The sequence below is a fragment of the Noviherbaspirillum pedocola genome (assembly GCF_016632335.1).
In the GTDB taxonomy this organism is placed as follows: Bacteria; Pseudomonadota; Gammaproteobacteria; order Burkholderiales; family Burkholderiaceae_D; genus Noviherbaspirillum_A; species Noviherbaspirillum_A pedocola.
On record NZ_JAEPBG010000003.1, the window covers coordinates 188,809 to 213,548 of the forward strand.

The 24,740-nt window shown below is 64.4% G+C and carries 26 protein-coding genes; 22 read left to right on the top strand and 4 right to left on the bottom strand.

Annotated elements, in window-relative coordinates; all coding sequences use genetic code 11:
* The first annotated feature begins 45 nt into the window (after positions 1–45).
* Together JJB74_RS09290 and ubiB are read left to right on the top strand one after the other, a co-directional pair.
* Positions 46–621 carry a ubiquinone biosynthesis accessory factor UbiJ gene (locus JJB74_RS09290; protein WP_200591570.1) on the top strand — a complete coding sequence of 192 codons (576 nt, stop codon included), beginning with the start codon at positions 46–48 and terminating at the stop codon, positions 619–621.
* Complete coding sequence (ubiB, locus tag JJB74_RS09295; protein ID WP_200591571.1) at positions 618–2,186, top strand: ubiquinone biosynthesis regulatory protein kinase UbiB; 1,569 nt, start codon at positions 618–620, stop codon at positions 2,184–2,186. The genes JJB74_RS09290 and ubiB overlap by 4 nt, the downstream gene beginning before the upstream one ends.
* A gap of 265 nt (positions 2,187–2,451) precedes the next feature.
* Here ubiB and JJB74_RS09300 read toward each other — a convergent pair whose 3' ends face one another.
* Both JJB74_RS09300 and JJB74_RS09305 read right to left on the bottom strand, forming a co-directional pair.
* A complete protein-coding gene (locus JJB74_RS09300; protein ID WP_200591572.1) occupies positions 2,452–2,922 on the bottom strand; it encodes a hypothetical protein in 471 nt (156 codons plus the stop codon).
* Positions 2,923–3,011: 89 nt separating this feature from the next.
* Entirely contained in the window at positions 3,012–3,539 is a 528-nt protein-coding gene (locus JJB74_RS09305) for a tetratricopeptide repeat protein (RefSeq protein ID WP_200591573.1), read from the bottom strand.
* Between the two features lie 208 nt (positions 3,540–3,747).
* On the opposite strand from JJB74_RS09305, the gene JJB74_RS09310 reads away from it, so the two are divergent.
* Genes JJB74_RS09310 through aspS form a run of 3 tightly spaced genes read left to right on the top strand, consistent with a single transcriptional unit; the run spans position 3,748 to position 6,559 of the window.
* A complete protein-coding gene (locus tag JJB74_RS09310) occupies positions 3,748–4,044 on the top strand; it encodes an FmdB family zinc ribbon protein (protein ID WP_200591574.1) in 297 nt (98 codons plus the stop codon).
* 31 nt (positions 4,045–4,075) lie between these two features.
* Positions 4,076–4,708: a DUF502 domain-containing protein gene (locus tag JJB74_RS09315; protein ID WP_200591575.1), complete on the top strand. Its 633-nt coding sequence runs from the start codon at positions 4,076–4,078 to the stop codon at positions 4,706–4,708.
* A gap of 51 nt (positions 4,709–4,759) precedes the next feature.
* Entirely contained in the window at positions 4,760–6,559 is a 1,800-nt protein-coding gene (gene aspS / locus JJB74_RS09320; RefSeq protein WP_200591901.1) for an aspartate--tRNA ligase, read from the top strand.
* Positions 6,560–6,733: 174 nt separating this feature from the next.
* On the opposite strand, the gene JJB74_RS09325 is transcribed toward aspS, so the two are convergent.
* The gene (locus JJB74_RS09325; protein ID WP_200591576.1) at positions 6,734–7,141 is read right to left on the bottom strand and encodes an NINE protein; all 408 of its coding nucleotides are present in this window, start codon (positions 7,139–7,141) and stop codon (positions 6,734–6,736) included.
* Between the two features lie 156 nt (positions 7,142–7,297).
* Between JJB74_RS09325 and rpsP the strand changes: the two genes are divergently transcribed.
* The 15 genes from rpsP (at position 7,298) to fumC (ending at position 21,538) form a co-directional block, all read left to right on the top strand.
* On the top strand, positions 7,298–7,558 hold the full coding sequence (gene rpsP, locus JJB74_RS09330) for a 30S ribosomal protein S16 (RefSeq protein WP_200591577.1): 261 nt from the start codon (positions 7,298–7,300) through the stop codon (positions 7,556–7,558).
* A 26-nt stretch (positions 7,559–7,584) separates the two neighbouring features.
* A complete protein-coding gene (gene rimM / locus JJB74_RS09335) occupies positions 7,585–8,112 on the top strand; it encodes a ribosome maturation factor RimM (protein WP_200591578.1) in 528 nt (175 codons plus the stop codon).
* Between the two features lie 48 nt (positions 8,113–8,160).
* Positions 8,161–8,919 (top strand): tRNA (guanosine(37)-N1)-methyltransferase TrmD, encoded by a 759-nt coding sequence (gene trmD, locus JJB74_RS09340; RefSeq protein WP_200591579.1) that lies wholly within the window; start codon positions 8,161–8,163, stop codon positions 8,917–8,919.
* Between the two features lie 92 nt (positions 8,920–9,011).
* Entirely contained in the window at positions 9,012–9,395 is a 384-nt protein-coding gene (gene rplS / locus JJB74_RS09345) for a 50S ribosomal protein L19 (RefSeq protein ID WP_200591580.1), read from the top strand.
* 142 nt (positions 9,396–9,537) lie between these two features.
* The gene (locus JJB74_RS09350) at positions 9,538–10,206 is read left to right on the top strand and encodes a CoA pyrophosphatase (protein WP_200591581.1); all 669 of its coding nucleotides are present in this window, start codon (positions 9,538–9,540) and stop codon (positions 10,204–10,206) included.
* An 81-nt stretch (positions 10,207–10,287) separates the two neighbouring features.
* The gene (locus JJB74_RS09355) at positions 10,288–11,241 is read left to right on the top strand and encodes a CobD/CbiB family protein (protein ID WP_200591582.1); all 954 of its coding nucleotides are present in this window, start codon (positions 10,288–10,290) and stop codon (positions 11,239–11,241) included.
* Positions 11,242–11,395: 154 nt separating this feature from the next.
* A complete protein-coding gene (locus tag JJB74_RS09360; protein ID WP_200591583.1) occupies positions 11,396–11,746 on the top strand; it encodes a DUF3579 domain-containing protein in 351 nt (116 codons plus the stop codon).
* 24 nt (positions 11,747–11,770) lie between these two features.
* Entirely contained in the window at positions 11,771–12,697 is a 927-nt protein-coding gene (locus JJB74_RS09365; RefSeq protein ID WP_200591584.1) for a cation diffusion facilitator family transporter, read from the top strand.
* A gap of 220 nt (positions 12,698–12,917) precedes the next feature.
* On the top strand, positions 12,918–13,358 hold the full coding sequence (locus JJB74_RS09370) for a type IV pilin protein (RefSeq protein ID WP_200591585.1): 441 nt from the start codon (positions 12,918–12,920) through the stop codon (positions 13,356–13,358).
* Positions 13,352–13,927, top strand: coding sequence for a GspH/FimT family pseudopilin (locus JJB74_RS09375; RefSeq protein ID WP_200591586.1), 576 nt, complete (start codon positions 13,352–13,354; stop codon positions 13,925–13,927). The genes JJB74_RS09370 and JJB74_RS09375 overlap by 7 nt, the downstream gene beginning before the upstream one ends.
* Complete coding sequence (locus JJB74_RS09380) at positions 13,918–14,349, top strand: type IV pilus modification PilV family protein (protein WP_200591587.1); 432 nt, start codon at positions 13,918–13,920, stop codon at positions 14,347–14,349. Before JJB74_RS09375 ends, JJB74_RS09380 begins: the two co-directional genes overlap by 10 nt.
* Complete coding sequence (locus JJB74_RS09385; protein WP_267913148.1) at positions 14,321–15,514, top strand: PilW family protein; 1,194 nt, start codon at positions 14,321–14,323, stop codon at positions 15,512–15,514. The genes JJB74_RS09380 and JJB74_RS09385 overlap by 29 nt, the downstream gene beginning before the upstream one ends.
* The gene (locus tag JJB74_RS09390) at positions 15,511–16,095 is read left to right on the top strand and encodes a pilus assembly PilX family protein (RefSeq protein WP_200591588.1); all 585 of its coding nucleotides are present in this window, start codon (positions 15,511–15,513) and stop codon (positions 16,093–16,095) included. Before JJB74_RS09385 ends, JJB74_RS09390 begins: the two co-directional genes overlap by 4 nt.
* Before the next feature lie 156 nt (positions 16,096–16,251).
* Positions 16,252–20,052 carry a pilus assembly protein gene (locus JJB74_RS33905; protein ID WP_200591589.1) on the top strand — a complete coding sequence of 1,267 codons (3,801 nt, stop codon included), beginning with the start codon at positions 16,252–16,254 and terminating at the stop codon, positions 20,050–20,052.
* Positions 20,053–20,140: 88 nt separating this feature from the next.
* A complete protein-coding gene (gene fumC, locus JJB74_RS09400) occupies positions 20,141–21,538 on the top strand; it encodes a class II fumarate hydratase (protein WP_200591590.1) in 1,398 nt (465 codons plus the stop codon).
* A 527-nt stretch (positions 21,539–22,065) separates the two neighbouring features.
* Here the strand turns inward: fumC and JJB74_RS09405 are convergent.
* Positions 22,066–22,968 carry a LysR family transcriptional regulator gene (locus tag JJB74_RS09405; RefSeq protein ID WP_200591591.1) on the bottom strand — a complete coding sequence of 301 codons (903 nt, stop codon included), beginning with the start codon at positions 22,966–22,968 and terminating at the stop codon, positions 22,066–22,068.
* Positions 22,969–23,059: 91 nt separating this feature from the next.
* Here JJB74_RS09405 and JJB74_RS09410 point away from each other — a divergent pair, with 91 nt between their 5' ends.
* Both JJB74_RS09410 and JJB74_RS09415 read left to right on the top strand, forming a co-directional pair.
* A complete protein-coding gene (locus JJB74_RS09410; protein ID WP_200591592.1) occupies positions 23,060–23,770 on the top strand; it encodes a histidine phosphatase family protein in 711 nt (236 codons plus the stop codon).
* Between the two features lie 27 nt (positions 23,771–23,797).
* Positions 23,798–24,562, top strand: a complete 765-nt coding sequence (locus JJB74_RS09415) for an SDR family oxidoreductase (RefSeq protein ID WP_200591593.1) — start codon at positions 23,798–23,800, stop codon at positions 24,560–24,562.
* Positions 24,563–24,740: the final 178 nt, after the last annotated feature.

Here is a 24,740-nt window from a genome sequence, read left to right on the forward strand (position 1 = left end):
TGCCGTCCGTGTAGCTTCACGGGCGGCTTTCCTTTTGTCGTCTCCATGATTCCTTCACCACTCACTGCCGTCATCAACCATCTGCTGGTCCAGGAACCATGGGCCATGAAGAAGCTGTCGCCGCATGCCGGCAAGGTGGCGCGCATCGACACCGGCGCGTTCGCGTTGCAATTGCAGGTCGCCGCGGATGGTTTGCTGCAAGCCGCCGGCGACGCCAGCCCGAATGTCACGATCCGCATGAAGCTTTCCGACCTGCCGCTGATGGCGCAGAACCGCGAGCGCGCGTTTTCCTATGTGCAGATCGAAGGCGATGCCGAGTTCGCCAATGTGATATCGCAGGTTGCCCAGGGCGTGCGCTGGGAAGCCGAGGAGGACCTGTCGCGCTTCATCGGCGACATCGCCGCGCGCCGCATCGTCGGCGGCGCAAGGATGGCATTCGACGCCGCGTCCACGGCGCAGCGCAAGCTGTCGGAGAACATCGCCGAATACTTTCTCGAGGAACAGCCGCTCCTGGTGCGGCCGCGCGCGGTGCAGGACTTCAGCACCGACGTGGCCGCGCTGCGCGACGATGTCGAGCGTCTGGCCAAGCGCATCGATCGCATCAAGCGGGGGCTGGAATGATCCGACGCATCCTGCGGGTGTTTCGGATATTCAGCGTGGCGCTGCGCTATGGGCTGGACAATATCGCGATGGCGGGTGTGACGCCGCGCGCGGCCAGCTTTTCCAAGCGCCTGCTTTTCTGGCGCGACATTTCCGCGCCGCGCGGCGAGCGCCTGCGCCGCGCGCTGGAAGAACTTGGCCCCATCTTCGTCAAGTTCGGCCAGGTGCTATCGACGCGCCGCGACCTGATGCCGCCCGACATCGCCAATGAGCTCGCGCTGCTGCAGGACCGTGTGCCGCCTTTCGACAGCGACCTGGCGATCGCGCAGATCATCCGCTCGCTCGGCGCGCATCCCGACGACCTGTTCGAATGGTTCGAGCGCAAGCCGGTGGCTTCGGCCTCGATCGCGCAAGTGCATTTCGCGCGGCTGCGCAATGGCGCCGAGGTCGCGGTCAAGGTGCTGCGCCCGGGCATGAAGAAGACCATCGACGAGGACATCGCGCTGATGCATATCGTCGCCGGCTGGGTCGAGCGCTTCTGGGCCGACGGCCGCCGACTCAAGCCGAAGCAGGTCGTGGCCGAGTTCGACAAGTATCTGCATGACGAACTCGACTTGATGCGCGAGGCTGCGAATGCGAGCCAGCTGCGCCGCAACTTCGCCGGCTCGAAGATGCTGATGGTGCCGGAAATGTACTGGGACTTCTGCTCGGAATCGGTGATCACGATGGAGCGCATGCGCGGCATCCCGATCTCGCAGACCGAGCGCCTGATCGCCGAGGGCGTGGATTTGAAGAAACTGTCGTCCGATGGCGTGGAGATCTTCTTCACCCAGGTGTTCCGCGATGGTTTCTTCCATGCCGACATGCACCCGGGGAACATCCTGGTGTCGGTGGAGCCGGAGACCTTCGGCCGCTACATCGCGCTGGACTTCGGCATCGTCGGCACGCTGACCGACTTCGACAAGGATTACCTGTCGCAGAACTTCCTCGCCTTCTTCCGGCGCGATTACAAGCGCGTGGCCGAAGCGCACATCGAGTCGGGCTGGGCGCCGCGCGACACGCGCGTCGATGAGCTCGAAGCCGCGGTACGCGCCTGCTGCGAACCCATCTTCGATCGGCCGCTGCGCGACATCTCTTTCGGGCAAGTGCTGCTGCGCCTGTTCCAGACCTCGCGCCGCTTCAATGTCGAAGTGCAGCCGCAACTGGTGCTGCTGCAGAAGACGCTGCTCAACATCGAGGGCCTGGGCCGGCAGCTGGATCCGGACCTCGATCTGTGGAAGACCGCGCGGCCTTACCTGGAGCGCTGGATGCACGAGCAGATCGGCTGGCGCGGCATGCTGGAACGCTTCAAGGCGGAAGCGCCGCGGCTGTCGCAGCTGCTGCCGGAATTGCCGCGGCTGGCGCATCAGGTGCTGCAGGCAAAGGCCAATCCGATCGAGGATACCGAGGAGCTGTTGCGCCGGGTGCTGGTGGAGACGCGGCGCATCAATCTGCTGCTTGGGATCATCGTGTACCTGGCTGGCGGCGCTGTGGTAGGAGTGTTGCTGGTGCAGTTGACGTCGCGTTGGCACCAGTTTTTTCAATGAATATCGTATTGAGGAATTGAGGAATTGAGGAATTGAGGAATTGAGGTATTGCGGTAGCGCTTTGCATGCCAGGCATGCAAAGCGGTGAAACGATGGCATGTCACGCCGAACGGCAAGGGATGAAACAGGCGCGTTCCGTGCATGATGCCGCCCCACGACAAGGCTGTCGCGACGGGGCACAAAGCCGCGTCAATGCAGGTACTGCTGCAACACGCCTCCGAATCGGCAATCCTCGTTTGCGGAAAAAATAGCGGTGTGGCGTTGGCTACTGCCCTGCATTGCTTCTCGAAGGCCTGCCGCCTGCAAATGCCAATGCAGCAGCGCCTGCGCATGTGATCGCTCCCGCGACGATGGCTACGATCGACCCAGCTTGGTCCGTTGCCGTGATTTCGTTTTTCGGGTCGGTGTCGTGGCTGGCATGTATCAAGCTTGCGATGCCATACGCAATCATGGAGGCAGATATCAGGGTCATGCTTGCGCAAGCAAGTGGCGGTAGCAATCGCGCAGGCAGCTCGACGGTTTGGTCCTCGGGTTCAGCGACCAGTTTTTTCGCTGCCTTGCGCGCGATAAGAGGTTCCACTTCGCTGGGCGCACTTTGGGTCGTTCCATTTTTCCAGTTCAGCGCGTCGTTCCAGGTGACGACTTCCCGGAGTTCAATATCTTTGCTTTCGGAACCTGTGGTTTGCTCTCCGACTGGCGGAGAAGGACAGCGTTGCTGAGGGGTCGTTGTAATCATGTGAGATTTTCCTTATCAAGGTTGGTGAAAGAGGCGACGCCAATACGTCGCCACGGGAAAGGCATGAGATCGGCGGCACCGGCACGGATTTATGCAAGCGATTCGAGACGTGCCTTGGCCAAGTCCTGCAGCCGCCAGCGGTCGCAATTGCCGTAGGAAAGATCGATGCAGCGGTTCAGGAAGTCGCGCGCCAGTTCGAAGTGCCCGAGTGCGGCCATGCATTCGCCGAGCCGGAACGCGGCAGCGGCATCGTCGGGGTCGGCATCGCAGGCCAGTGCGTACATGGTCGCGGCCCGGTCGTGGTGTCCCAGCCGCTGCAGGCAGGCGCCGGCGATGAAGGCATAGCGGCTTTCGAAGGGATTGTTCACCGCAAGCTGCAGCGCGATCGGCAGCGCGTGATGAAAATCGCCGACATCGCATAGGTCGCTCGCCATGCAATAAAGAGCCGCGTATTCCTCGCGGGTGATGCCGCGCAGTTCCCCGAGCGTTACGCCTTGCTCCAGCTGTGTGCGGCATTGCTCAAGGACCTGGGGCAGTGTCTCCAGGCTGTCAGTCAATGTGGCGACGATGTGCGCGACATCAGGGTCGCTCGGCGGGTGTATGTAGGTGGCGTGCATGGGCGCTCCGGCATGGCATGGATGGTGGTCTGCTCGCCGTCACAGCGGTCTTCCGCATGCGTCAGCGTTGAAAACGACCCTGCCTCTGTATCCGCTTGCGCGGCCTGCGTTCCGCCCGCGTTGCGATCATCGCGCCCGATAAACCCATGCTGCCCGCGCGAAACCTTTATAATCCCCGGTTTTGAATGTTTTCTGCAGAGGGTGTTTCATGCCTATCTATGCTTATCGTTGCGAATCCTGCGGTTTTACCAAGGACGCGCTTCAGAAAGTTTCCGACGCACCGCTGACCGATTGCCCATCCTGCGGCAAGCCAACGCTGAAAAAGCAGGTCACCGCGGCCGGCTTCCAGTTGAAAGGTGCCGGCTGGTACGTCACCGATTTCCGCAACGGCTCCGGCGGCACCAGTGCGCCGGCGCCGGCGAGCGATGCCAAGAGCGAGGCCAAGAGCGAGGCCAAGTCCGAGGGGCCCGCTCCGTCCTCCTCCGGCACCGCCGACGCGGCCTAGCCGCCGGCCGCCGCGCTCACTGCGAGCCATCATGCGCAAATATTTCGTTACCGGACTGCTGGTGCTGGTGCCCCTGGCGATCACGCTGTGGGTGCTGAACCTGATCATCAGCACCATGGACCAGTCGCTGCTGCTGCTGCCCGAGCGCTGGCGACCCGCGGCGCTGTTCGGGGTCAACGTCCCTGGCATGGGCGCGATCCTGACGCTGGTCTTCATCTTTCTCGTCGGCCTGGCAACGCGCAATTTCATCGGCAAGCGCGTGGTCTGGGCGTGGGAAGCCTTGCTCGCCCGCATACCAGTGGTGCGTTCAATCTACTCGAGCGTCAAGCAGGTGTCGGACACCCTGTTTTCCTCGTCAGGCAATGCCTTCCGCAAGGCACTGCTGGTCGAGTATCCGCGCAAGGGATGCTGGACCATTGCTTTCCTGACCGGCACGCCCGGCGGCGATGTGCGCAACCATTTGCAGGGCGACTATGTCAGCCTGTATGTGCCGACCACGCCGAACCCGACCTCGGGATTTTTCCTGATGGCGCCGAAGTCCGACACCATCGAGCTCGATATGAACGTGGACGAGGCGCTGAAGTACATCGTGTCCATGGGCGTGGTCGCGCCCGAACATTTCGACAAGAAACTGATCATCGATCCGGCCAAGCTCGAAGCTTGATAAGCCGGCGACAAGCAAGCTATCTGAAACTGGAAATTCACTATGTCTTCTATGCGAACTGACTACTGCGGTCTCGTCACCGAGGCTCTCCTCGGCCAAACCGTGAGCCTGTGCGGCTGGGTGCACCGCCGGCGCGATCACGGCGGCGTGATCTTCATCGACCTGCGCGACCGCGAGGGCCTGGTGCAGGTGGTGTGCGATCCGGACCGTCCGGAAGTCTTCAAGACCGCCGAGTCGGTGCGCAATGAGTACTGCCTGCGCATCACCGGCGTGGTGCGCAACCGCCCGGAAGGCACGACCAATGCGAACCTGACCTCGGGCAAGGTCGAAGTGCTGTGCCATGAAATCGAAGTGCTGAACGCGTCGGTGACGCCGCCGTTCCAGCTCGACGACGACAATCTCTCGGAAACCACGCGCCTGACCCACCGCGTGCTCGACCTGCGCCGCCCGCAGATGCAGAACAACCTGCGCCTGCGCTACCGCGTCACGATGGAAGTGCGCAAGTTCCTCGACGCCAACGGCTTCATCGACATCGAAACCCCGATGCTGACCAAGTCCACGCCCGAAGGCGCGCGCGACTACCTAGTGCCGTCGCGGGTGAACCCGGGCCACTTCTTCGCGCTGCCGCAGTCGCCGCAGCTGTTCAAGCAATTGCTGATGGTGGCCAACTTCGATCGCTACTACCAGATCACCAAGTGCTTCCGTGACGAAGACCTGCGCGCCGACCGCCAGCCGGAATTCACGCAGATCGATTGCGAAACCTCGTTCATGAAAGAGCAGGACATCCGCGATCTGTTCGAGAACATGATCCGCCTGGTGTTCACCAACGTGCTCGGCGTCGAGCTGCCGAATCCGTTCCCGGTGATGGACTTCGCCACCGCGATGGGCATGTACGGCTCGGACAAGCCGGACATGCGCGTGAAGCTGCAGTTCACCGAGCTGACCGACGTGATGAAGGACGTGGACTTCAAGGTCTTCTCCGCCGCGGCCAACATGCAGGGCGGCCGCGTGGTCGCGCTGCGCGTGCCGGGCGGCGGCGCGATGCCGCGCTCCGAGATCGATGCCTACACCCAGTTCGTCGCGATTTACGGCGCCAAGGGCCTGGCCTATATCAAGGTCAATGAAAAGGCGCGCGGCCGTGATGGCCTGCAGTCGCCTATCGTCAAGAACATCAACGACACGGCGCTCACGCAGATCATCGAGCGCACCGGCGCTGAGGACGGCGACCTGATCTTCTTCGGCGCCGACAAGGCCAAGATCGTCAACGATGCCATCGGCGCGCTGCGCGTGAAGATCGGCCACAGCGACTTCGGCCGCAAGAACGGCCTGTTCGAGGACGACTGGCGGCCGCTGTGGGTCGTCGATTTCCCGATGTTCGAGTACGACGAGGGCGACGACCGCTGGGTTGCGCTGCATCACCCGTTCACCGCGCCCAAGGCCGGCCATGAAGACTTCATTGCCACCGATCCGGGCCGCGCGCTGGCGCAGGCCTACGACATGGTGCTGAACGGCTGGGAACTGGGCGGCGGCTCGGTGCGTATCCATCGCGCCGATGTGCAGAGCAAGGTGTTCCGCGCGTTGAAGATCGAGGCAGAAGAAGCGCAGGCCAAGTTCGGCTTCCTGCTCGACGCGCTGCAATACGGCGCGCCGCCACACGGCGGCCTGGCCTTCGGCCTGGACCGCCTGGTGACGATGATGGCCGGCGCCGAATCGATCCGCGATGTGATCGCTTTCCCGAAGACCCAGCGCGCGCAGGATCTGCTGACACAGGCGCCTTCGGAAGTCGACGAAAAGCAGCTGCGCGAATTGCACATCCGCTTGCGCAACGCCGAGCCGGCGGTCAAGGCGTAAGCGCGTTTCACTGGGCAATGCAGGCCGGTCGGGCTCCGTCCCGGCCGGCTTTTTTGTTGTGTGTCCATGCCGGCGCGTTATGGGGCGCGAAGGCGCTGAAGGCATGACAAGGTGAACAGTGACGGCGACGTGGAGGGGAGACTTTGTTTGGGCTGACGGCCCCATCACGAGCATTCAGCCGTAGGCGCCGCCAGTAAAGAGCAGATCGAAGGTGCGCGCCATCGCGGCGATGAGTCCGGTCGCGCCGACGCCCAGTGACAGCACCAGCAGCAGGACCAGGAACCAGCCGCTTTTCGAATGGCGCGGTGACCCCGGGTTATGCCGCGCATCCCATTTTTCGTCCGCGGTCAGGCCGATGATCAAGGCCTCGAGGCAGCCGACAAGTGCGGAAACGATCAATGGCGCGGCGGTGAAGAACGTTTGCGCATCTGGCCGGCTTATCACCAGCAGCGCCGACAGCGGCAGCGTGGCGGCATGCAGCCAGCCCCATGCGTCGCGCCGTCCGTACAGATAAAAGCGGTGCAAACCGATGGCGCCGAACAGCAGGGCGAGGAGGGTGGCGAGCGTCTTGTTCTTGTGCATGGCAATCCGGACAATGTTGCGGCCCGTCAGTGTGAGGCATCGCGCCGTGACGGGCAATTCCCCCATAGCGCGGGTAGACGCAAAATTTCATGCCCTGCCGGATAAAAGACGCTATAATCCACGGTTTTTTCCGCCCGAACAATTTTTGGAAATATTATGGTCGTTATTCGTCTAGCTCGTGGTGGCGCCAAGAAGCGCCCGTTTTACAACATCGTCGTGACCGATTCCCGTAATCGCCGTGATGGCCGCTTCATCGAGCGCATCGGCTTCTACAATCCGGTCGCTTCCGCCAAGGAAGAAGGCGTGCGCATTGCGCAGGACCGCCTGGCTTACTGGCAAGGTGTTGGCGCCCAGCTGTCCCCGACCGCTGCCCGCGTCGTCGGCGAAGCTGCCAAGAAGGCCGCTGTCGCTGCTTAATCCCCCACTGAATTCAACGCTTGGACATGACTGTTCCAGAGGATCTGGTATTGCTGGGATATGTGTCCGGCGCGTTCGGCGTGCAGGGATGGGTGCGCATCCGTCCGTATTCGCCTGAAGCCGAGGCTTTGCTGACCACCAAGACCTGGTGGCTCGACAAGCCGGAGCTGCGCGATGTCGATGTGATGCAGGCCAAGGTGCATGGCGATGAAGTCGTCGCCCGCCTGGTCGGCGTTGCCGGCCGCGACGCGGCCGAAGCGCTGAAAGGCGCGACGGTGCAGGTGCGGCGCAGCCACTTCCCGGCGCTGGATGATGATGAGTTCTACTGGGTCGATCTGATCGGCCTGGCGGTGGTCAATGAGAGCGGCGTAGCGCTCGGCACCGTCGCCGACATGATGGACAATGGCGCGCACCCGATTCTTCGAGTCGCGCCACCGGCCGCCGAAGATGGCAAGCCGCGTCCGGAAATGCTGATTCCCTTCGTCGATCAATTCGTGAAAACCGTCGATCAGGCCGAGCGCCGGATCACGGTCGACTGGGAAGCGGATTACTAGATTTCAGAATTACCACCGGCTGCAAGACGTATCGGCAAGGAGCGGCGCATGCAATTCGATATCGTGACGCTCTTTCCCGAGATGTTCGCGGCAATCACCGGATCAGGCATTACCCGGCGTGCGTTCGAGCAGGGCAGGTGTGGCGTCGCATTGTGGAATCCGCGCGATTTCACGGTCGACAACTACCGTACCGTGGACGACCGGCCCTATGGCGGCGGCCCCGGCATGGTCATGCTGGCCAGGCCGCTCGAGGAAGCAATCCTGCAGGCGAAGGCAAGGCAGCAGGCGCTGTCATTGGCAGCGCCGCGCGTGATTTACCTGTCGCCGCAGGGCAGGGCGCTGGATCATGCGAAGGTGATGTCGCTTGCAACCGAGCCTGGCCTGGTGCTGCTGTGTGGCCGCTACGAGGCGGTGGACCAGCGTCTGCTGGACCGCTGCGTCGACGAGGAAATCAGCCTCGGCGACTTCGTGCTGTCGGGCGGCGAACTGCCGGCGATGGCGCTGATGGATGCGGTAATCCGCCAGTTGCCCGGCGTGCTGCATGACGATGCGTCCGCGGTCGAAGACAGTTTTGTCAACGGCTTGCTCGATTATCCGCATTACACCCGCCCGGAAGTCTACGAGGGCGAGTCGGTGCCCCCGGTGCTGCTTGGCGGACACCATGCGGAAATCCTGAAGTGGCGGCGCGAACAAGCCTTGCGTGCCACCGCGAAGAAGCGGCCCGATCTGATTGAAAAGGCGCGTGCTGCCGGCCTGTTGAGCCGCGCCGATGAAAAGGTATTGAACAGCCTGTCGTTGCAGGGCTGACAACAAGAGCGGACGGCCATGGTGGCCGTCCTTTGTAAAACCCCATCCTCTACCGGGCGATTGCGCCGGCAAGATGGTTCCAGGAGCAAAACATGGATCTGATCCAGCAACTCGAGCAGGAAGAAATCGCTCGCCTCAATCGCACCATCCCTGAATTTGGCCCGGGCGACACCGTCGTCGTCAGCGTCAACGTCGTCGAAGGCACCCGCAAGCGCGCCCAGGCGTATGAAGGCGTCGTGATCTCCCGCCGCAACCGTGGCCTGAACTCGAACTTCATCGTCCGCAAGATTTCCTCGGGCGAAGGCGTCGAGCGTACCTTCCAGCTGTACTCGCCGCTGATCGCGTCGATCGAAGTCAAGCGTCGCGGCGACGTGCGTCGCGCCAAGCTGTACTACCTGCGCGAGCGTTCGGGCAAATCGGCTCGCATCAAGGAAAAGCTGCCGACCCGCCGCGCCGACAAGAAGGCCAGCGCGTAATCCGCGCAGTCTCGATGTCGCAAGAAAAGGGCACCTTCGCGGTGCCCTTTTTTCATCGCAAAGCGTCGCCATATCGCTTTCATCGTTCACTACAGACATCGCGCCGGCATGCCGAATCACGCGCCGGGCCAGGAAATCCGCCTTGACCAAATTGCACTTCGATCCGCTGACGCTTCCCATCGACTCGCTCGCCGGCGAGGCCGCCGTGCTCGAGGAGCGCCTGACGCCCCACTGGCTGCGCGAGCGCTTCGCGCATCCGCCGCGATGGTCGCCGGAAACCGTCGAAGAGCGCCTGTTGAAGGTGCGCGATGGCAATCCGACGCCGGCCTCGGTACTGATGCCGCTGGTGCAACGCCCGCAAGGCATCACGATGCTGCTCACGCAGCGCACCGCGCATCTGACCGACCACGCCGGGCAGGTCAGCCTGCCGGGCGGACGGGCCGAAGACGAGGATGCGACGCCGATCGACACCGCGCTGCGCGAAAGCGAGGAAGAGATCGGCCTGGATCGAGGCTGCGTCGAAGTGCTGGGCACGCTGCCCGAGCATTTCACCGGCAGCGGCTACCGCATCACGCCGGTGGTTGGCCTGGTGCATCCGCCATTCGATCTGCGCGCCGACCCTTTCGAAGTCGCCGAGATTTTCGAAGTGCCGCTGGGTTTCCTGATGGATGGCATGAACCACGAGCGCCGCAGCATCCCGGTGCCGGGCGGCGGTCGTCGCAGTTTCTACGCCATGCCTTATGACCGTTTCTTCATCTGGGGAGCGACCGCCGCCATGCTGCGCAACCTGTTTCACTTCCTGCGCGCGTAAGCCGTTTCGCCGCGGGGAGAGCGGTTTGATTCCCCACTGCCGCTGCGCTATCGTAGCGGCTCATTTCACTCCAGGCCCGCCATGACTTTTCTGTCGATACTTTTCGCCTTGCTGATCGAGCAGCTCAAGCCGCTGCGCGCTGACAATCCGGTCTATGGCGCGATCAAGGCGTATGCGGTGCGTATCGAATCCTGGTTCAACGCCGGGCAGGTCGAACACGGCAGGCTCGGCTGGCTGGTCGCGGTGGGCAGCCTGGCGATACCGACCGCGCTGATCTATTGGCTATGCCAGCGCGTGAGTCCCTTCCTCGCCTTTGCCTGGAACATCCTGATCGTCTATCTCACCCTCGGCTTTCGCCATTACAGCCATTACTTCACCTCGATCCAGTACGCGCTCAACGCCGGCGACACCGACACCGCGCGCCGCCTGCTGGCCGAATGGACGCGCCAGGACACCTCCGGCATGGACCAGAACGACATCGCGCGTCTGGCGGTGGAAAAGGCGCTCGTTACCAGCCACCGGCATGTGTTTGGCGTGTTCTTCTGGTTCCTGATGCCCTTTGGTCCGGCAGGCGCAGTGTTCTACCGCGTGGCCGAATACCTGGCGCGCGCCTGGAACGAGCCCGAGCACATGCGCAGCGAAGCCTTCGGCCGCTTCGCCACGACTGCGTATTACTGGATCGACTGGGTGCCGGCGCGGTTGACCGCGGCTGCGTTCGCCGTGGTCGGCAACTTCGAGGATGCAATCTATGCCTGGCGCAACTTTGCGCACCGCTGGCAGAACGAGACCACCGGCATCATCCTGTCCGCCGGCGGCGGCGCCATGGGCGTGCGCCTGGGCACGCCGGTCGAGAATGCCAGCAAGCTGGTGCTGGCCGATGCGCTGATGGACGCTGGTGGCATCGAAGCGGAAGTGCTGCCCGGTGAAGAGCCGACCGGACGCGCATTGCAGAGCACCGTCGGCCTGGTCTGGCGTGCGCTGCTGCTGTGGATGCTGCTGCTTTTGCTGCTGTCCCTGGCGGTCTGGCTCGGCTGAATACCGTCCATCGCCGAGCGGCGTTTCACATCGTGAAGGACGATTTCGGGACAAGTCTTCTATAAGATATAATACCTAAGATATCTTGCAGTCAGGCGCCGCAACCCGGCGCCAGCCCGCCTCAAGCCTGTCCTTCCAAGAAACCGCACACGCCATGGCAGATTCCGCAAAGACCCCCGCCGCGCCGGCCAACGAATTCATCATCCAGGGAATTACCAGCAGCGGCCGCACCTTCCGCCCAAGTGACTGGGCCGAACGCCTGTGCGGCGTCATGTCCTGTTTCCGTCCGGAAGGTTCGGGCGGGCGCCATGCGCACCTGCAGTATTCGCCCTATGTGCGGCCCACCCTGCTCAACGGCATCAAGTCGGTGGTAGTAAATGAACAACTGCGCGAAGTCGAGCCGCTGGCGTATCATTTCGTGCTCAATTTCGCCCGCGACAACGATCTGCAAATCGTCTCGGCCTGCCTGCTTCCCGAGCGGGATGAAACAGCGGGCAAGGGCTGAACCGTCATACAAAGGAAGGCATACATGGCTGCTGGCCACCATCATCACGATCACCATGGCCACGGCGCCCATCATCATCACGCCGCCCCCGCCGATCACAATCGCGCTTTTGTCTTCGCGATTCTTCTCAATACCGCGTTCGTCGCCATCGAATTCTTCTATGGCTTCATCGCGCATTCCACCGCGCTGATGGCCGATGCCGGCCACAATCTTTCCGATGTGCTCGGCCTTGGCCTGTCCTGGGCTGCGGCGCTGCTGGCGAAGAAGCAGCCGGCCGGGCGCTATACCTACGGCTTGCGCAGCAGCTCCATCCTCGCCGCGCTCGGCAATGCGATGCTGCTGCTGGTGGCCTGCGGCGGCATCGCGCTTGAAGCGGCGCAGCGCTTCCTGCATCCGGAGCCGGTCGCCGGAACGACGGTGTCCGTGGTTGCAGCGATCGGCATCGTGATCAACGGCTTTTCCGCATGGCTGTTCATGTCCGGCAGCAAGGGCGATCTGAACGTGCGCAGTGCCTTCCTGCACATGGCTTTCGATGCGCTGGTGTCGCTGGCCGTGGTCGCCAGCGGCTTGCTGATGCTGTACACCGGCTGGTTCTGGATCGACCCGCTGCTGTCGCTGCTGATCCTCGCCGTCATCCTTGCCGGCACCTTCGGCCTGCTGCGCGATGCACTGCGGCTGTCCCTCAATGCCGTGCCGCCGCACATCGCCCTCGACGAAGTGGAAGCCTATCTCGCCTCGCTTCCCGGCGTGGCCTCGGTGCACGATCTGCATGTTTGGGGCATGAGCACTACGGAAACGGCTCTCACCGCGCATCTGCGCATGCCGGGCGGCTATCCGGGCGATGCCTTTCTCAACGATGCCGCGCGCGAACTCGAGCACCAGTTTTCGATTCATCACACCACGCTGCAGATCAATCTCGAAGACGTCCAGCATTGCGCCTTGACCGTCTGAGCGCCGCCATCCCGGCAGGGAAAGGTCACCCCCGGCATTATTGGGAAATGTTAATTAGCCGGCTTTACATTTAATAATCGCTGCGCTTGCCGGCGCATTTCTGCACTCTCCGCTGTTTGGAAAAGTCGGGGACTTCCACGGGCTTTTCCCTCCGGGCCTTCCGTCAGGTCGCCATGAGCGCGATGGATGGCTAACTCAACGGCGTTAGCGGAATCGAACCATGTACCGGGATGCATCGGCGGGCTTTACCTTGATCGAGATGCTGACCGTCGTGACGATCGTGGCAATTCTGTCGGCGATCGCATGGCCCAGCTATACGGACTACCTCAGACGCGGTCGCATTGCTGAAGCCACTGGAAAGCTGGCGGCGATGCGCATCGCGCTCGAGCAGTATTACCAGGACAACCTCAACTACGGCTCCACCGCCACCGCTTGCGGTGTTCCTACTCCCAGCGGCCTGTATTTCAGCTTTTCCTGCAACTGGGGCGCCGGTTCCAGCAACCAGGGCTACCTCATCACCGCGACTGGCACGACGGGCAACATGTCCGGCTTCGTCTACACCATCGACCACAACGGCAATCGCGCCACCACCGGCCTGCCGTCCGGCTGGGGCAGCCTGCAGACAGGATGCTGGGTTCTCAGCAAGGGGGGCGGATGCTGAAGAGCCACATCGCGCATGGCCTGACGCTGGTGGAAATGCTGGTCGGGCTCATCGTGATGTCCTGCCTGCTGCTCGTAGGCACCCCGTCGTTCACCCGCTGGATCCAGGAAATGCAGATACGCGCCGCCGCCGAGTCGGTGCAGACCGGGCTGCAACTGGCGCGCGGCGAGGCGGTGCGCCGCAATCGCGCAGTCTTGTTCACACTGAAGAATGCAAACGGCCTGGTTGAATGGGTGGTCGGATGCAAAACCGCGACCGCCGCTTGCCCGGCAACGATCGCTGCGCGCGGCAGCGACGACCTCGGCCGCAATGCCAGGGTCGCGGCCACCACGGACGCAACGAACGCCGTGAATTTCAGCGTCGAGCTCACGCCGGGCAGCGGCCTGCCGTTCGAAGTCGAGTTCAACGGACTCGGCAATCTCGTCAGCGGCAGCGGTGGCCGCATCGATGTCAGCAATGCCGCGCTTGCGCCATCGTCGCGGCTCACGGTGATCCTCGGCGCGAGCGGATTGATCCGGCTGTGCGATCCAACGGTGTCGCGCAGCGTCAAGGTGACCGGATGCGGTTGAGGATGCGCACGCGGCACGGGCACGGCGCCGGCAGACAGCGTGGCGCGCTGCTGCTGCAGAGCCTGATCGCGGTCGCGCTGTTTTCCGCCGGCATCGTTTCGCTGCTGCTGGTCTCGGCCACGGCCGTCGATCAAGTGTCGCAGGCGCACTACCGCGCCAACGCCAGCCTGCTGGCCGGAAAGGCGCTGGCGCAGATCCGACTCGGCAGCAACGATGCCGACCTGCGCAAGCAATGGGCGACCGATGGCGATGCTTTCAAGGCCTGGCGCGGCGAAGTCGAGGCCGCGCTTCCTGGCGTCGGGGCGCTGCCGCCCCTCATCACTTTCGATACCGATGGCGCAATCGTCATCACCCTGCGCTGGCGTGCGCCAGCCGAGACCCAAGGGCACAAGCATGTCATCGCCACGCGCATGCCCATTTAGAAAACCTCACAGCAGAGGGAAAGCCCCGTGCGCGCATTCGGCCGCATGCCGCGGCTTCACCATGATCGAATTGCTCGTTGGCGCCGCGATTGCCTTGCTCGGCCTGGTTGCGATGGCGGAAGCCTTTCTCAGCTTCGATCTGCAGCGTCGTGTCTCGGGCGGTGGCATGGATGCGCAAACCGCGGCCGGCACCGCGCTGTTCCGCATCGAAAGGGAAGCACAGGAGGCAGGTCTGGGGATCAGCGACGCGCGCTTCACCGGCTGTGCCGTCGCCTTCAATGCCGGGCAGGCCGCGCAGCCGTTGATGGCCGTGCACATCGTCCAGGGCAGCGGGGGCGCTCCGGACAGCCTTGTTCTCGTGGCAGGAGACGGCCATGCGGCGCCGACCCAACTCGTTGCCGGACTCACGGCCGGCGGCGAGCTCGCCCTCGCCACGACGCTGGGCATGGCCGCGGACGACATCGTGCTGCTGCAGGAAAGCGGCAAGGCGTGCAGCCTGGTGCGCATCGGCAGCGTGCAATCGGCGCAGCGCGCAAGTCGCGTGGCGCTTGATGGCAGCGCGCTGAATGCAAGCGCAGATACCATTCCCGCCGGCGGCTATACAGCGGCGGCGCTGGCTGTCGATCTCGGGCGGCTGCAGACGATTACCTACTCGGTCACCGACGCCGGCCTGATGCGACGCGCCGATGCGCCCGGCCAGACCGGCGTTGATATGCCGATCGCGTCCGACATCGTCAGCCTGAAGGCGCAATACGGTTTCGACACGCGTTCCGGCGCGCGCGGCGACCTCAGGGTGGACCGCTGGAGCGCGGCAATGATGGATGCCGACGGCGATGGCATCGTCGGCGGCGCCGGCGACCTGCAGCGCATAGGCGCGATCCGTCTCGCCATCGTGGCGCGCAGCAATGCCCGCACGCAACGCGGCAGCTGCAATGCGACAGGCGGCGCAAGCGCTTCAAGCTCCACGGTTGCTACCACAACCACCACGGCCACTACGACATCCGCAGGCCCGGGCAACACGCCGCAATGGCAGGCGGCCGATGCCAATGGCAAGCTCGGCGCGCAAGGCATCAGCCTGACGCACCTGCCCGACTGGCAGTGCTACCGCTACCGTGTCTATGACACTGTCATCGCGCTGCGCAACCCCTTGTGGGGCCTGCCATGAATGCGCGCGCAGGACAACGTGGCGCTGCCCTGTTCGCCGCGCTGGCGATACTGGTGATCATGATGCTGGGCGCGGCGGCGCTGATGCGCATGATCGACGCCGGCACGATCCTGAGCGGCAACCTGGCCTTCAAACGCGCGGCCATCGCCGCGGCCGATATCGGAACCGAAGCGGCAATCGCCTGGCTGCAGAAGCAGAAGGCCTCGGACTTGCAGAACGACCAGCCCGACAATGGCTATTACGCCAGCCTGGCGCCTGAAGACACGGTAATTGACTGGAATGAGGACGCTTGTGCCGGAGCCAAGCCATGTCGCAAGAGCGCTGGCGCGATCGGGCCGGATGCGGCGGGCAATGTCGTGCGCTACCTGGTGCAACGCCTGTGCCGCACCACCGGGCCGCCGCAATCCGCCTCCAATGATTGCCATGTCGACGTGGCCAATGGCAGCAGCAGCCGCGGCGCTTTCAGCTATGGCGCGGACAAGCGTTTCGCCGCGGAGCCGGCCGTGTACTACCGCATCACCACCCGCGCGGCCGGCCCGCGCCATACCGTCAGCATCACCGATGTGCTGGTGCGCTACTGAGCGGCCATGCGCTCGAGCCACGTACAGGGATTGACCATCACCGAGGAACGAATGCGATACCGGAATGCTCCGCATGCGCGCTCGCGCATCACCGCATCGATGCAGCGCCTTTTTGCCCGTGTCCGTGCCTGCCTTTGGATTCAACTCCGGGCTCGCGTGCCAGCCCGCCTCCGCGCGCCCCTGTGCGCCGGCATGCTGCTGGCCATTGCGACCGCGCCAGTCCCGGCGGCGACCACCGACATCGCGCAGGCGCCGATCGCGTCCAGCGGGGCCAAGCCGAACCTGATGTTCATGCTCGACGATTCCGGCAGCATGCAATGGAGCTATCTCGGCGACAGCGTGAAGACGAATGGCTATGTCAATGCCGTCGGCTACCGCAGTGCCCTGTGCAACCGGCTGTATTACGACCCGAAGATCAGCTACACGCCGCCAATTGCCGCCGACGGCACCGCCTTTCCGGCTGCGCCCTTTACCGCCGCCTATTACGACGGCTACGACAGGAAGGCATCGGAAGCGGTGGATCTGTCCACGAGCTTCATGGCATGGCGCTCCGCGGTCAGTGTTCTGGCGCCGCCGCCCGGCCGCGCCGCGGATTGCTGGGATGGCAGCGGCCAGTGCACCGACGGTGGAACGACGCGCGTGAAAAACGCGCCCGAGGCGGCTTATTACTTCGTCTACAAGGGCAATCGCGCCGACCGGCTTGGCGACGGCTCCGATGCCGACGACTGCAAGAGCGATGCCTTCGACACGGGCGCATCCGGGTCCGCCAACTGGCGCAAGGTCGTCGTCGGCGCAAGCTCCGGTCCCGAGGGCAGCGACGAACGACAAAACTTCGCCAACTGGTACAGCTACTACCGCACCCGCATCATGCTGATCAAGACCGCGCTCGGCCTGGCCTTCCGCGACATCGACAGCAATTTCCGCATTGGCTACACCACGATCGGCTACCCCGGCACCGACAGCGCGCAGCCCGATTTCCAGCGCATCGCCGACGCCGACCTGCCCCAGAAGACCGCGCTGTACAACAAGCTGTACGGCAAGCTGATTCCGGGGTCCGGCACGCCGCTGCGCGGCGCGCTGTCCAAGGCCGGCCGCCTGTATGCCGGCAAGTTCGGCGGCGGCGATAACGACCCGGTGCAGTATTCCTGCCAGCAGAACTTCGCGATTCTGGCCACCGACGGCTACTGGAACGGCAACGTGTCCTTCGGCGTGGACGAGGACGGCACCTATGGTCCGCTCGGCCTGGACGGCAGGGAGGTCGGCAATCAGGATGCGCGGCTGCCGCGTCCGCGCTTCGACGGCACGCCCGGGCCCGCGGTCTGGGTCGCGACCATCAGCGTTGGCGGCTCGGGCAGCACCGTCGTCGGCGCCGTGCGCGCCGGCGCCGTCGCGCTGCTGCCGCAGGCGACGGCGGCGTCCACGGACCCGGCCGCGGTGGCCGCCGCCATCGCCGCGGGCATCGCCGCGCCAGGCTTTTCCGCGAGCGCGCGCGGCAACCTCGTCACCATCACCGCCGCCGACGGCGCCATTGCCTCGGCGCTCACGCCAGCCATCGACGGCAGCGGCGGCATGAGCTTCACCGCCACGCCGTTCTCGCGCCTGGCCTCCAGCGCCGGCGGCGCGTCCAACACGCTGGCCGACGTGGCCGCCTACTACTACGGCACCGATCTGCGCGACCCCGCGCTCGGCAATTGCACCGGCGCGCTGGGCCGGGATGTCTGCGCCAACAACGTGCCTTCGCTGCCCAAGGACCCGGCCAGTCACCAGCACATGACCACCTTCACCATCGGCCTGGGCGTGGACGGCACGCTGCGCTACCGCGACGACTATGCAACTGCTGCTTCCGGCGACTTTGCCGACATCGTCAGCGGCGCGAAGGACTGGCCGGCGCCCGACCGCTTCGGCCCGGAGCGGGTCGACGATTTGTGGCACGCGGCGGTCAACGGCTACGGCGTGTACTTCAACGCCCGCAATGCCGACACCCTGGGCGCCGCGCTCAGGAGCGCCCTGGCCAGCATGCGCGAACGCATCGGCAACGCCGCCGCGTCGGCCACCAGCAACCTCGAGCCGGTGGCCGGCGACAACTTCGTCTTTTCCGCGCGCTACCGCAGCGTCTTCTGGGATGGCGAAGTCGAGGCGCGCACCGTCGATCCGCAAACCGGGCAGGTATCGACGCAGCCGCTGTGGTCGGCCCAGGCCAGGCTCGATGCGCTGGCAAGAAGCGGCGGCCGCACCATCTACACCTGGGACGCCAATGCCGCAAACCGGCTCAAGGCATTCGCCTGGAACGCCCTGAACGGCTCCGAGCAGCGCACATTCAGCGGCCTGTGCAGCGCGTCACGGCTGTCGCAATGCGCCGAGCTGAACGCGCAGCAGAAGGCCGCCGCCGGCGGCGAGAACCTGGTGAACTACCTGCGCGGCAGCAGCGTCCATGCCACGCCCGCCGGCACGCCCAACGGCCTGTTCCGCCCGCGCGAACACGTGCTGGGCGACATCGTCAATGCGCAGCCGCTGTATGTCGGCGCGCCATCGTTTTCCTACGCCGATGCGAACTACGCGGCCTTCCGCGCGCTGCGCGCCAAGCGGCGCGCGATGGTCTACGTCGCCGCCAACGATGGCATGCTGCATGCGTTCCGCGCCGACGGCACCGATGCCGGCACGGAAGCCTGGGCCTATGTGCCGCCGGCGATACTGTCCGGACTGTTCCGGCTGGCCGACCGCAACTACGGCGCGCAGCACCGCTACTTCGTCGATGGCTCGCCGGTGGCCGCCGACGTGTGTCCGAAAGCGCCGCAGGAGACGTGCAAGGCCGAGGAATGGCGCACCATCCTGGTCGGCGGCTTCGGTGCCGGCGGCCGCGGCTACTATGCGCTGGACATCACCGACCCGGAGGCGCCGGCGGCGCTGTGGAACCTGCTGGCGACCAATGATTTCGACATCGGCCTGTCCTTTGGCAAGCCCATCATCGCCAAGCGCGCCGACGGCACCTGGACCGTGGCGGTGACCTCGGGCTACAACAATGTCGCGCCCGGCAGCGGCGGCGGCTTCCTGTACCTGCTGCGCGCCGCCGACGGCACTCGCCTGGCAAAGATCGCCACTGGCGCCGGCGACAGGAGCACGCCGTCCGGCCTGGGCCAGCTCAATGCCTGGGTCGACAATCCCTTCGACAACACCGCGCGCCGCTACTACGGCGGCGATCTGCTCGGCAATGTCTGGCGCTTCGATATCGACGACCTGACGCCGCCGGCCGGCCAGGAAGCGGTGCTGCTGGCCGAGCTGGGCAATGCCGGCGGCGTTTCGACGCAGCCGATCACGACCCGGCCGGAACTGGCGCTGGTGCGCGCCGGCGGCGCCGATGCGGCGTTGGTGGCCATCGGCACCGGCCGCTACCTCGGCGCGACCGACATCGCCGACAGCAGCGTGCAAAGCATCTACGTCATCAAGGATGCGCTCGGCGCGCGCGGCCTGGGCCGGGTGCGCGACAACGGCGCGTTGACGCAGCGTCGGCTTACCGCGCAGAGCGACGGCTCGCGCAGCCTCACTGGCGAAGTGGTGAACTGGAATACGAATTCCGGCTGGTACGTGGATTTGCAGACCGACGATGCCGCGAACGGCGAGCGCATCGATATCGACATGCAGCTGCAGCTCGGCGTACTGAAGGCGGCCGGGAATATTCCGACGCCGGACGTCTGCAGCGCCGGCGGCGCATCGGTGCGCTATGCCTTCGACATCGCGTCCGGCCTGGCGCCGCCCGGCGCGCGCAAGGGCATCGTCGCCTGGAAAGTGTCGGACAGCACGCTGCTCACCGGCATCGAAACCCTGCGCCTTGCCGGCGGCACCACGTCGACGCTCCTGGCCGACAGCGCCGGCGGCATCCAGGGTGTGCAGGACCCGTCGGCGCCGGCCGCCGCGCCTCGGGTCAGGCGCATCGGTTGGAGTGAACTGCCCGATCAATAGCGCGTATTCCAGCGCGCCGGCGCGTGGAACTCGGCCGCGCGCCCGGGGCCAAACCGCTGTCCCCCTTACCAGCACCGAGGAGCAGCGCATGAAGAGCAGAACCGAACGCGACACATTCGGCCCGATCGACGTTCCCGCCGAACGCCTGTGGGGCGCGCAGACGCAGCGCTCGCGCGAGCATTTCCACATCTCGGTGGAGCGCATGCCGCCCGAGCTGATCACCGCGCTGGCCGAGGTCAAGCGTGCTGCTGCCCGGGTCAACCGCGACCTGGCGCTGCTGCCGGGCGATCGTGCGGATGCGCTGATCGCCGCGGCCGATGAAGTCATCGCCGGCAAGCATCCCGAGGAATTTCCGCTGTCGGTGTGGCAGACCGGCTCCGGCACCCAGAGCAACATGAACATGAACGAGGTATTGGCCAACCGCGCCTCCGAGCTGCTCGGCGGCGAGCGCGGGGAAAAGCGGCGGGTGCATCCGAACGACGACGTCAACCGCGGCCAGTCTTCCAATGACATCTTCCCGACCGCGATGCATGTGGCCGCATCCGGCGTGCTGGCGCAGCGGCTGCTGCCGGCGCTGGACGGCCTGCGCGCCACGCTGCAGCAGAAGTCGGATGCCTTCGCCGGCATCATCAAGATCGGCCGCACCCATTTGCAGGATGCGACGCCGCTGTCGCTGGGACAGGAGTTTTCCGGCTATGTCGCCCAGCTCGACCATGCTGCGCAGATGATCGAAGCCACCATGAGCCCGCTGTTGCGCCTTGCTGCCGGCGGCACCGCAGTTGGCACCGGCCTCAACACGCATGCGCAATTCGGCGAGCGCCTGGCCGCGGAACTGGCCGCGCGCACCGGCCTGAAATTCATCAGCGCGCCAAACAAGTTCGCCGCGCTGGCGGCCCATGATGAACTGGTGGCGGCGCACGGCGCGCTGAAAACGCTGGCCGCGGCGCTGATGAAGATCGCCAACGATGTGCGCTGGCTGGCGTCGGGACCGCGTTCCGGCCTCGGCGAAATCACGATCCCCGAAAACGAGCCCGGCAGCTCGATCATGCCGGGCAAGGTCAATCCGACCCAGTGCGAAGCGCTGACGATGCTGTGCTGCCAGGTGTTCGGCAACGATGTCGCCATCAATTTCGGCGGCGCCTCCGGCAATTTCGAGCTGAATGTGTTCAAGCCGATGATCATTCACAACTTCCTGCAGAGCGTGCGCCTGCTCGCCGATGGCATGGAAAGCTTCAACGAACATTGCGCCCGCGGCATCGAAGCGAATGCTCCGCGCATCGCCGATTTGATGGAACGCTCTCTGATGCTGGTGACCGCCTTGGCGCCGCATATCGGCTACGACAAGGCGGCGCAGATCGCGAAGGAAGCGCACAAGAAGGGCGCCACGCTGCGCGACACCGCCATCGCGCTCGGCCATGTGAACGCCGAGCAGTTCGACCAGTGGGTGCGGCCGGAAGACATGATCCGGCCGGAGGGGGAGAAATAGGGCAGGAGATGCTGTCGGGAAATTTGACACCGGAAAAGCGCGTGGCGGGTAGTGCCTGTCACGCGCCTTGTCTTGGCACGTGTAACAGAATTGCCGCGGCCGGCGTGTGCATGGCAGGGTTGTGCCTTGAAAAACGGAAACAATTCCTGTTGCTACGGGCGGCACGAGTGTAACCATTCCGGGTTTGTTCCTTTTCCGAAGACACAATTACGATCCGCTTGGCGTCGGAAAAATTGACAAGAGAATAGGCGTTTCAGAAAAGCATGATCTGAATCAATGGCTTGTCGTAGGGATACATTCTGGTACGGGACTTGCTGCGCGGAACGGGCTTCCCAACGAGAAGACGGCCCAACAAGGGCTGCTCAACGGCAGCTGGTCGTAGGACCAATACAAAAACGCGGGCGTTGCAGCAATGCACGACCTGCATCCAGGGAGTGTCAGCCGGCATGCTGCCGTTTCCCGCACTGGGCAACCGGGCTGGAATTACGATCCCTGCCGAAGCGTGTCTTCGGCAGGGATTTTCCTTTTCAGCTCGCCACCGCCGCCGTGATCTGCTCGCGCAGCCAGCGGTTGGCCGGGTCCTGTTCCATGTTGGCATGCCAGTACAGATAGACATCCCAGGCCGGCATGGCCAGCGGCAGCGGCAGCAGCTGGTTGTCGAACTGCTGGTTGGCCACGCGCGCATAGCGCTCGGGCATCGTCAGGACCAGGTCGGTCTGGCTGACTACGCGGCAGGCAGCGAAATAATGCTGGCAGCGCAGCCGCACGCGGCGCGACAGGCCGAGACGGCTGAGCTCGAAATCCTCCACGCCCGGGCCCTTGCGGCGCGAACTGACCAGCACATGGTCCTGGCGCAGATACGTATCCAGGTCCACCGCGCCCTGCAGCGCCGGATGCCCGCGCCGCGCCACCACCAGGGTGCGGTCGGCCAGGATGCGCGCACGGCGGATTTCCGGCCCGAAAGGCAGCAGCACATCGATTGCGCAATCCAGGCTGCCGGCCTGCAGCTCGGCCTCGATTTCGCGCCGCTCGATCTGCACCGCGGCCACGGTCGCATGCGGCGCCGCCGGCGCGATGCGCGCCATCAGGGGCGGCAACACGGTGGCTTCCAGCACATCGCGCAGGCCGAGCGTGAAACTGCGCTCGGTGCTGTCGGGCTCGAAGCCATTGCTGCGGTTCAGCGTGCCTTCGAAGCCGCGCAGCGCGGCGCGCACCGGGTCGATGATGCTGCGCGCCAAGGGTGTGGACACCATCAGCTTGCCTTGCCGTATGAACAGCGGATCGTTGAACATCGTGCGCAGCCGCCCGAGCGCATGGCTGATCGCCGGCTGCGTCAGGTTCAGTCGGCGGCTGGCGCGGGTGACGCTGCGCTCGGTATAGACCGCTTCAAAGATCACGAACAGGTTCAGATCGATCCGGGATATATGCATGGAATGAATGGCAAACGATGATCCGTATTTATTTGATCGATTGTAGGCCACTCTGTACCATCAATTGCGAATTCACTATCACGAGGCAGGCATGGGGAAAATCTATCTGGTCAGGCATGGCCAGGCATCCTTCGGCACATCGAATTACGACCGGCTGTCCGAACTCGGCAAGGAGCAGGGCCGGCTGCTCGGCAAATGGCTGGGCGAAACCGGTCAGCAATTTCACACCATCGTCACCGGCGACATGCAGCGCCACCGCGAAACCGCCGAAGCCTGCGCTTCGATGCTGCCGGACGGCGCTGCGCCGCCGCGCGCAGCATGGCTGGTGGATGCCGGATTCAATGAGTACGACCACGAGGAAGTGCTGCAGCGGCATCGGCCGGACTTCGTCGACCCGATTGCGGTCAAGCAATTCCTCGCCGAAGGCGACGACGCCAAGCGCGTGTTCCAACGCATGTTCGAGGAAGCAATGTCGCGCTGGATGAGCGGGCAGCACGATGACGAATACCGCGAGCCCTGGCCGGTATTCCGCGAGCGGGTGCTGGCCGCGCTGCGCCGCCTGCTGGATGCGGCCGGTGCTTCGCAGAACATCCTGGTATTCACCTCCGGCGGCACCATCGCCACGCTGTGCCAGCATCTGCTGGGCCTGGGCGAGAGGCAGATGGCTGAACTGAACTGGACGCTGGTCAACGCCGCGGTCACCAAGCTGCTGTACCGTCCGGGACGCGTCACGCTGAGTTACATGAACAGCTATGCCCATCTCGAAATGCTGGGCGAAAAGCATTCGATCACCTATCGCTGAACCACCATATAAGACAGAGGAGACAGCATGAACAATCCCTTCGATTTGAGCGGCAAGATCGCGCTCGTGACCGGCGCATCGCGCGGCATCGGCGAAGCCATCGCGCGCCTTTTGGCCGCGCAGGGCGCGCATGTGATCGTGTCCAGCCGCAAGCTGGACGGCTGCGAAACCGTGGCCGCTGCCATCCGCGCCGACGGTGGGAGCGCCGAAGCGGTGGCCTGCCACATCGGCGAGATGGAGCAGATCGAGCGGCTGCAGCGTGAAGTCGAGACGCGCCACGGCCGGCTCGACATCCTGGTCAACAATGCCGCGACCAATCCGTATTTCGGGCATATCGTCGACACCGATCTGGGCGCCTTTCAGAAGACGCTGGATGTGAACATCCGCGGCTATTTCTTCATGTCCGCCGCTGCCGCGAAGCTGATGGCGAAGAACGGCGGCGGCAGCATCATCAATGTCGCTTCGGTCAATGGCGTCACGCCCGGCGCGCTGCAGGGCATCTACTCGATCACCAAGGCCGCGGTGATTTCGATGACCAAGGCTTTCGCGCGCGAATGCGCGCCGCAGAAGGTGCGCGTGAATGCGCTGCTGCCGGGCGCCACCGACACCAAGTTCGCCTCGGCGCTGTTCCATGATCCGGTCAAGCTGGAAGGGGCGCTGGCGCGCATCCCGATGGGCCGCATCGCCGAGCCGTCCGAGATGGCCGGCGCGGTGCTTTACCTGGCGTCCGATGCGGCGAGCTATACCACCGGCGTGGCGCTGAATGTGGATGGCGGGTATCTGTGCAGTTGATGCCGCGTAGGTTGGGCTGACAAGCCCAACATGAAGCCCGATCCCGTGCGAACTTCCGTTGGGCTTGTCAGCCCAACCTACGAACTAACAAGCCGGCGGTCCGCAGCCTTCCGATGTTGGGCTTGTCAGCCCAACCTACAAAACCAGGCAAGCTCCTTCCCGGCCAACAAACACATCA